10 protein-coding genes are annotated in these 8,014 nt (G+C 45.5%); all 10 read right to left on the bottom strand.

What is annotated here, in order from left to right:
- Positions 1 to 332 precede the first annotated feature (332 nt).
- Positions 333 to 617: a hypothetical protein gene (locus OEL83_20925; protein ID MDK9709509.1), complete on the bottom strand. Its 285-nt coding sequence runs from the start codon at positions 615 to 617 to the stop codon at positions 333 to 335.
- Positions 607 to 1,377 carry a ParA family protein gene (locus OEL83_20920; GenBank protein ID MDK9709508.1) on the bottom strand — a complete coding sequence of 257 codons (771 nt, stop codon included), beginning with the start codon at positions 1,375 to 1,377 and terminating at the stop codon, positions 607 to 609. The genes OEL83_20925 and OEL83_20920 overlap by 11 nt, the downstream gene beginning before the upstream one ends.
- A gap of 173 nt (positions 1,378 to 1,550) precedes the next feature.
- Entirely contained in the window at positions 1,551 to 2,369 is an 819-nt protein-coding gene (locus OEL83_20915; protein ID MDK9709507.1) for a DUF945 domain-containing protein, read from the bottom strand.
- Between the two features lie 126 nt (positions 2,370 to 2,495).
- A complete protein-coding gene (locus OEL83_20910) occupies positions 2,496 to 3,227 on the bottom strand; it encodes a DUF2786 domain-containing protein (GenBank protein ID MDK9709506.1) in 732 nt (243 codons plus the stop codon).
- Positions 3,228 to 3,324: 97 nt separating this feature from the next.
- Positions 3,325 to 3,807, bottom strand: a complete 483-nt coding sequence (radC, locus tag OEL83_20905) for a DNA repair protein RadC (GenBank protein MDK9709505.1) — start codon at positions 3,805 to 3,807, stop codon at positions 3,325 to 3,327.
- 3 nt (positions 3,808 to 3,810) lie between these two features.
- Complete coding sequence (locus tag OEL83_20900; GenBank protein ID MDK9709504.1) at positions 3,811 to 4,032, bottom strand: hypothetical protein; 222 nt, start codon at positions 4,030 to 4,032, stop codon at positions 3,811 to 3,813.
- A gap of 207 nt (positions 4,033 to 4,239) precedes the next feature.
- Positions 4,240 to 4,533 (bottom strand): hypothetical protein, encoded by a 294-nt coding sequence (locus OEL83_20895; GenBank protein MDK9709503.1) that lies wholly within the window; start codon positions 4,531 to 4,533, stop codon positions 4,240 to 4,242.
- Positions 4,534 to 4,623: 90 nt separating this feature from the next.
- The gene (locus OEL83_20890; protein ID MDK9709502.1) at positions 4,624 to 6,957 is read right to left on the bottom strand and encodes a DEAD/DEAH box helicase; all 2,334 of its coding nucleotides are present in this window, start codon (positions 6,955 to 6,957) and stop codon (positions 4,624 to 4,626) included.
- 94 nt (positions 6,958 to 7,051) lie between these two features.
- Positions 7,052 to 7,603, bottom strand: a complete 552-nt coding sequence (locus tag OEL83_20885) for a hypothetical protein (protein MDK9709501.1) — start codon at positions 7,601 to 7,603, stop codon at positions 7,052 to 7,054.
- A gap of 25 nt (positions 7,604 to 7,628) precedes the next feature.
- On the bottom strand, positions 7,629 to 8,014 hold a 386-nt coding region (locus OEL83_20880; GenBank protein MDK9709500.1), incomplete at its 5' end, for a hypothetical protein.

Raw genomic sequence — 8,014 nt, 5'->3', positions numbered from 1 at the left:
ACCCAGAAGTTCACGTTCTTCTTGGGTGAGTGTCACAATGTATTTGTTCATAGTCGAACCTCCTTGGTTGAGTATGAACAAAGTATAACATTATATTACGACATTTCAAGGTTGACGTGACACTAGCCGGTATCGTCCTCCCACTCCCTTCTTCGCCCACCTCCACACGTCATTTTCCCACTTTTCAGAGAGATATTATCACTAAAGATGCCCATGACCAGGGCATTCACACCAACCCGCTGAATCACTAAGCATCCGCATCTACACTCCGAAGGTCCGGATGTTTTTTGATTTTCAGATGTATATTTGTATAGCATAATATACATACAAATCTATATCGTTTCCCGTAACGCTTTCAGAAGCCTTTCTCCCGTTGTACTCGTCCCCAACACTATCAAGGCACGAATTGCAGCAGTTTCACTGATGTGCCGGTGACTCTCTTTGTTCATAGTCGCGGTAATCTCTTTAAGCCTGGCAATGTCATCATCATAAAGTCGGTATGCCTTCAACGATGGTTTTTTTCTTGAAGGCACCAAATCGAGACGATCTCCCGAATCAATTTTTGACTCAGCTGTTTGAGCCAACTTGGATTGTCCGGTAATTTTTTTAGTTGCCATATCCCAAAATCTCCTCGGTAAGTTCTTTGAAATCCTCGGCACCGCAAGATCTTGGGTCGAAGACCATCACAGGTTCATTGTTCATTTGCGCTTGGTTAATGGCTTCATTTCTACGGATCACGGTTTTTAAAAGATTCCTCCTGTATGGTTCCAGTTGTTCTTCGACAAATACATTGGAGAGCTTGTTGCGGGAGTCACGGCCATTTCTCAAAATCATATATTTGAAGTCGCTCGATTCTTTCACATCCTCGATCGACCGAAAAAGATCGGCAATACCATCCAGGGAATAACGTCCGTAAATAGTCGGGATCAAAATCATGTCGGAGGTATAGATGGCATTGATCGTGAGTACGTTAACTGTTGGTGGGCAGTCGATGATTATGAAATCGAAATCCTTTTCGATTTTTTTCAGATGATTATGGAGAAGCTTTTCCCTGTGGATTTTCGTTGTGATCTGTTCAGCGGTAACTGCGAGGTGGATATTGGAAGGAATCATAAAAAGATTTTCAACTGGCTCTTCATTTTCACCGAGCACTGCTTGACGAATGACATTGTCAATTTTACACGATTTGCTCGACAGCAGCTCACCCACTGTTTGATTTCTGGGAATGTCCGTGCAGAAGATCACAGAGCTGTGCGCCTGGGGATCCAAATCGATGAGAAGGGTCTTCTTTCCTGATATCGCCAGACAATATGCCATGTTTGTGGAAATCGTTGATTTCCCAGCACCACCCTTCTGGTTGAGTATTATTATTTTCATCGTGTTTTCCTGTAGTAAAGATCGAGTTGTATATATTTTTTGTGATCTATTTATGCAACTAAATAGTTATATAATAAAGTAAATAAATATTCATACCTTTGTATAGCACAAAAGATATAATAATCATCCAAAAAAAAAGCCGCCCCCCGAAGGAGACGGCTGTGGTTGAATAGTTATGCGGCAATCGATATGGATTTCAATTCAGCCATTTTTTCAGTCAGGACCCAAAGAGCCTGGTTCAGCTTGATATTGCGATCAAGGGCTTTTACCGCTCTGGTAGTGACTTTTCGAGGGCCATCTTCTCCATTGACTTTGCCTTTTACACCGCCTTTGATGATATTCTCCTGAACTTTATTGAACGTTGTCCAGAGACTATTGCTGCCATCGGCAAAACGGCGCTGTGTCAACAACTGTTCCGGAGATATAGGAGCGTTACCAAAATCCTCATATACCAGCCGGTGAGCTGCTGCAGCATAGGCGATCTGCTCGTCGTAGCCTAAGTGGATACCTTTCAGATAATCCATCTGGTCGTTGATGACCGTAGCAGCAGCGGTGATCTTATCAGCTGATTCAACAAAATCATTTTGGTTAAATCCGACATGCCGATGGGTGAAGTTGGCAAAATCTGATGCGATCATCAAACCGTTACCACACACCAAACGCCAAACTGAAGCAATCAGTTTGAAGGAACTGCCCAGGTCGTGAGAATTATAGAGAACCAGGTCAACCCGCTCATCCTTCGGATTCATTTCGAAGTTTTCATTCCGGGTAAAGCGAATGGAATGCTTTTGAAATCCTTCCTTATCCTGGATACGGGTGCCGCTCTGCTCTGCCTTGATTGGAAACCAGCCGGCATCACGCAGCAGATCAACCGCATCTAAGGTTGGAACAAAGGTGTAACGGCTGGATACTTTATCTACAGGCTCAGTTGCACCAGCAGCAGAAGCGAACTTAACGATCAGGTCATTGGTCATAAAAATAGGTGCGGTCATGGTCGTGTCTCCTTTGAGATTGAAAAAAATAGGGACAAGACCCCCGTCAGGGAGGTTTTGTCCCTGATAGGTTGACTACTTATTGAGTGTGGGTTGGTTCTACTCTGTTTTTTCTGTTTTCATTTTCTACCTCTTAAGGCCAAGAGGTGCAGAAGACCTGCCGTTTACAGATTGGTGCAGACTGACATTATTGCCATCAGTCATACCTTGCTGGTAGGCATTGCCATCAACACGACAGGTTCTTGACATTATCGATTTTAAACGCGGGAAAAGCCGATTAACTCGCTGGTCAACTGCTTTATCTTTAATCACCATCAATGCAGTACCGGTCATCCCGAAGGCATTACGACAATCAGTCGGGGCAGTGTTCTGCTTCAGACGTTCTAATCGTTGGCTGATCGTTTTAATCATTCCCAGGCGATAGCTGTTATGCAGGGATTTACCGTGAGTTCTGGTAAAACCCTTTGCACTGTTTACATAAGCCTGGCTCATTCGCTTAATGGTGGAGCGCAGTCGTTCAAACAGATCAGTGATAATTATCAAATCTGTCTGGCCGGCCACAAAGATGAAACTCCAACCGTTGCTGTTTCTGGTACGGATTGCTCGGCCATTGAAGGTTTGGGCAATGAAGCTTCCCATGGAGATTTCCCATGTCTGGGAGGTCTTGGTCAGTCCACATACTTCTGCAGAACCTACATGCGCACCACTTCCGTCAAGAGCTACATCAGCAACGGACAGATTGTGTTCACGCATCAGCTCCTCGGCCTTCTTCATGGCAAGGGCAGCTTCGTTTTCGTTATCACTCGCCGACAGAGCAAGTAATTTCTGGAGTTTATTGATTATTTTCTGATCTATCATGGCCTTGTCTCCTTATGAGATTGAAAAAAATAGGGACAAGACCCCCGTCAGGGAGGTTTTGTCCCTGATGGGTTGATATTGAATGCGTAGAATTGAGCTAAAACTGAATACCCATATCCGCAAAGGATGTTATTTCATCGCCGACGATTATATGGTCCAGCACTTTAATATCTATAATCTGCAAGATTTCTTTCAGTTTTTTGGTCAATTCAATGTCTTGTTGTGATGGATCAGAATTACCTGAAGGGTGGTTGTGAGCGAGGATAACCTTTGTCGCATTGAGCCGCAGGGCTTCTTTGATCACTTCACGAGGGTAAACTGTTGTCGAATCAATAGTCCCTTGGAACAATTCCTTCCAGGCCAGGATGCAGTTCTTGGTGTCCAGAAACAGACAACCAAAGACCTCATGTTGGTATGAAAAGATTTTTGAGGCTATTGCTTCCTTTGCCGCTTGTGAACTTCCGATAAATTCAGTTCCTCTTTTCAGTGTGGAGCGAATACGGCTACGGCCCTCTTTAATGATTTCGGGGGTTGTCGCAGTGACGTACTGTCCTTGTTCGTCTTGGATAAATAACTTCATGGCTTATCTCCTCCTATGAATTAAAGAGGGAAAAGACTTTACCAAAGACAGACGAGTTATTTTGCTCCTGATGGTTTGATTGCTACGGGTTTCTGCAGCAGAAAGCTTCTTTTGCAAGCGTTCTATTTCATCAGCAGCCAGAAAAAGCAGGATGCAATGCCCGATATTGGTTTTGTCGGTTCTTTTTGCAGTAGTCCGCATATTTCTCACTAAATTGACAATCATGGTCTTGTCTCCTTGGAGTGAATAAAAAAAGGGACAAGACTTCCCCGTCAGGGAAGTTTTGTCCCTGGTGGGTTGATTGGTTTATGTGTGGCTAATCTTGATCTTGACGATCTTCCTGGTGGTCGGCCTCCAAATACTCAGCCATTAAATCATCCATTACTTCAGCCAGTAAATCGGCCATTACTTCGAGATCATAATAATATTCCATTATGATGCCTCCTGTGTGTCAGTATGGTCAGCGATGGCCTCAAAGAGATAGACGGGCTGATGATGTTTCCATATCTCTCGTAACAGAGCTACGGGGTCATTACTTTTTACGATCCTCTGTAACCTTTCGATCTCTGTTGCTGCCTGTCTGATAATTTCCCTCAAAGGCCAAGGGCAACTATCCGCAGCGTCCGCATGTTCGCGTAACTGTGCAGGCAATTCAATCCTGATCGGCTTTGGAGTAATATCGACTTCTAATGGTTCGGCCATCATTTCGATTTCTGAATTATCCATAAGTTTTCCTCCATAATGATAAGGAGCAAAACTTCCCTCAAGGGGTTGTTTTGCCCCTTGTGGGTTGGATAAATAGGTTGGGTTAATGGGTTATGCCGCTATTCGTATTTCAGCCAGGACAAAATGCTTGCACTGGTCAGGCTTATAGATACGAATCGGCTTTTCGTTGATTTCACCGCAACCTTGTCGGTCGTACCAACCTATCTTTCTGCCGGACCAGAAAACAAATCCGTCTTTCAGATCGAAGCGGTTGTTGCCGACATAAGCGATTGCTCCGGCCTTCTTGACATACACAGTCCCGCGAACAACATACTCTTCTGTGATCGTGGCTGTGCTGCCGGCAGCAGTACTCATGGTGGTTGTGGTCGTAATGGTGACATGCTGGTCATCGTCCATAGACAGACTGCTCAGCAACTCACGCTGCCGATATCTGGTCCATGCTTCGCTCATATCCTTGACCGCAACCTTGCCGGTCAAAGCCTTTGCCAGTTCATACATCATGCTGTTTTCTGATTCAGATAATGCGGCAAGCCCTTTATCTGATAACTCGCCCTCTACTGCGAGCGATGTTTCCATCTTTTGCGCCATGAGCGACAGAGCTTTTTCCTGCATGGTTTTGGAATAGGCCATGAAAAATACCCGCACCGGCTGATTTTGGCCGATACGCCATGACCTACGGCTGGCTTGTCTGAGCGTGAATACTGAATAACCGCATTGAAAAAATATGATTGTGGGAAACTCCAGGAGATCGAGTCCGGTTTTTACTAAATTGGGATTGCAAATAAGACAATCGTACAATCCCGTCTGAACCTGCTTTTTGAGCCAATCCTCCCGATGCTCCGGGTTTACGGTTTGACTGCGGAGTACCAGAGGCTTCAAGTCATGCTTTAGAAGTTTTTCCTCTAAGACAGGAAGCAAATCCCGTGTGCCGGTATGTTCGAGAAAGATCGCTGCTTTTCTCCCTTGTTTCTTTTCAGCCGTTATAATCTCCAGCAACTTTTCTTCTTTTGGCAACAGGTCAATTCCTAGGCCAGGTGCAGAGGCAACTACTGTCTCTCTGCCTGCAATTTCCAAGGTGATTCTTTCTCCATTCCGGCATCCATCAGGATACGCCAGCAAGGATTGAATCATTTTGCCCATAAGCCGCATATCACCACGAGCTAATGCTTCGCTGGTGGCATTTATGAGATCATGGGAGAGTTGGGCATATTCCGGTTGTTGTTGGTCGGGTTCCAATGCTACTGGAACGATGATTTCTTCGTATTCCGGCAATGCGTCATTAACATCGGCCAGACGGACAAAGGTCGAATGCTCAAGCAGCAGATCAGGCAGTAACAGGGGTGATATTCCTGGAGCTTCCTTAACCCGTGACTTACCGAGCTTTCGGCCAATACTGGCAACATTGAGACTTGCATTTACATCCTTGCTGTCATAAGTGCGTTGCACAACGCCGTAGCGTTCTGCAAAATGCATTGACCTGCCAAACTCAAAGCCATCTGCCTTCATCTGACGAGAAAACATCCGCCAGAGCAGATAAAAAAGATTTGAGCTATAGCCGCCCATCAAAGTGCCGGTAAGAGCCAGCACCTTTTTTGAGCGAGCGATAAGACAGGACATTGCTTGGCCCTGGGCAGTACCGCCACCCTTGAGTTCATGCACTTCGTCCAGTATCAGAAGGTCGAAAAAGTTCTTGTGAAAAAACCGCTTCATAAACTCGGCCTTGGCGTAGCGGCGGACTTTCGTTCCATCTGCCATCCACATCGGGGCCTTGCAATGTTCGCACGGTATGCATTTGTTGTTATCGTCATCGGTTGTTATTTGCCCACCGCATTCAGGACAACATTGCCTTCCAAAAACCGTAATCCGCTGGGGAACACGCTGGAAATGCAATTTAGCCCGCTCTTTGCCCATTACCCATATCTCGGTGCCAACAGGTTTTGTTGACGTGAGCTTACCTGCGATGAGCAGATCGAGGCTTTTCCCGTTGAGGTTGATGCAGTTGCATCCGGGGATGGTATCTTGTGCTTCCCGTATCCATTTTTTGACCAGGTGGCCGGGACATTGAATAAGGATGCGTTTGTGTGTTTTAGGAATCAGATGAGCAACAGCTAAACCCATAAAGGTTTTGCCCGTTCCCATCTCACCGACCATGAAAGCTGCCTTGTGATCTTCTTTGAAAAAAGACCTGGCTACCGGTAAGATGCCTTTTCTGGTTTGCGACTCAAACGGTTTCCGCAGTAATTGCTGTAACTTTTCTCTGGCCTGTGAATCCCAATCATCCTCCGCTTTCAGTGAATAGACAGGGTTCATGTTTTGAATTACTTGATTCTTAAGCATATCGCCCCATTCATCAAGAAAATCGGCCAGTTTGACGGTTTTTTGTCCGTCAATTACTGATTCGACAGTATCGGTGATAGCTTCCATAATTCTCCATTTTTAATGGTTATAGAGAGGAGAATATGGCCCCTTGAGGGGAAATACTCTCCCCCTGGTTGGGTTAGGTTGTCAGCTTGGTTGGCTACTGTATCTCTCCGCTCTTGATTGCTTCCAGCACCCGCGACTCTAAGGTCTCATCGCATGGGATATTTACAAGATACGCTTCCTGAAAATTCTCGTCGCCGAAGCTAAAAAGTTTTTCAGGGGATATCATTTTCTCCCAGAGCCACTCTTGCCATTGTGGTTTGAGTGGAATGGTGGTTGCTTTATCAACACGGCGGAAGGCTCGTTCCTGCACGCTAGGCAGATCAGGGCCAAAGACAGTTGCATGAAGAGAAGATTCGTTGAATCCTGTTGCAACCAGCACCTTGTTTACTACCTCACCGATCTTACGGGTGCGGCAGGTGCGGATTGAGCCGGAAAAAAGAAGGTCAGCTGACTCGTCATTATCGTCAGACACCCTGCAAACAACCTCGCCGCTATAAATGAGCGCAGACATGGCCTTTACATGAGAAGGCGAACCGATAAGGCTTAATAAACAGCCTTGGTATTCTCGGTCTGACCTTCTTGCAATCAGGGCGTTGGAATAACAGACGAATCCAACACATTTTATGATGAGGTATGGTGTTATCATGTGATTTCTCAGAGTTGGATGAGGGTTACTGCACGGTAATCAATTCGGCAGTTTGCATGTCAATGACTTTGACGGTCGGGATGTATTGGTCTTTGGTGGTGATCGAACCGCCGCCAGTCTCGTTTTCATGAACCTGGACAATCTTCTCGATTTTTTTGATAACACCTTTAATAACCAACTGCCGGCCATCCTTCTCAATTGCTCCGTTCATGTATCCTCCTGCCAGCATAAGGGCCAGATGGCCGTTTTCAAGCGAAGTCAATGGACGGATATTATTGTTTTTGGTAGGGATAAGTTCTTGTAAAACATCTTGAAGAATTCCTGCCTTGTTAATGACTGGAATTGCTTCTAGTGGGTCAAGGCGATCCATGCGGAAATTTACTGGTCTGTCTGCCGTGGGAATAACGATTG

Source organism: Desulforhopalus sp., from assembly GCA_030247675.1.
Taxonomy (GTDB): domain Bacteria; phylum Desulfobacterota; class Desulfobulbia; order Desulfobulbales; family Desulfocapsaceae; genus Desulforhopalus_A.
Note: the sequence above shows the minus strand (reverse complement) of the source record. Positions and strands in the feature narration are given on the sequence as shown.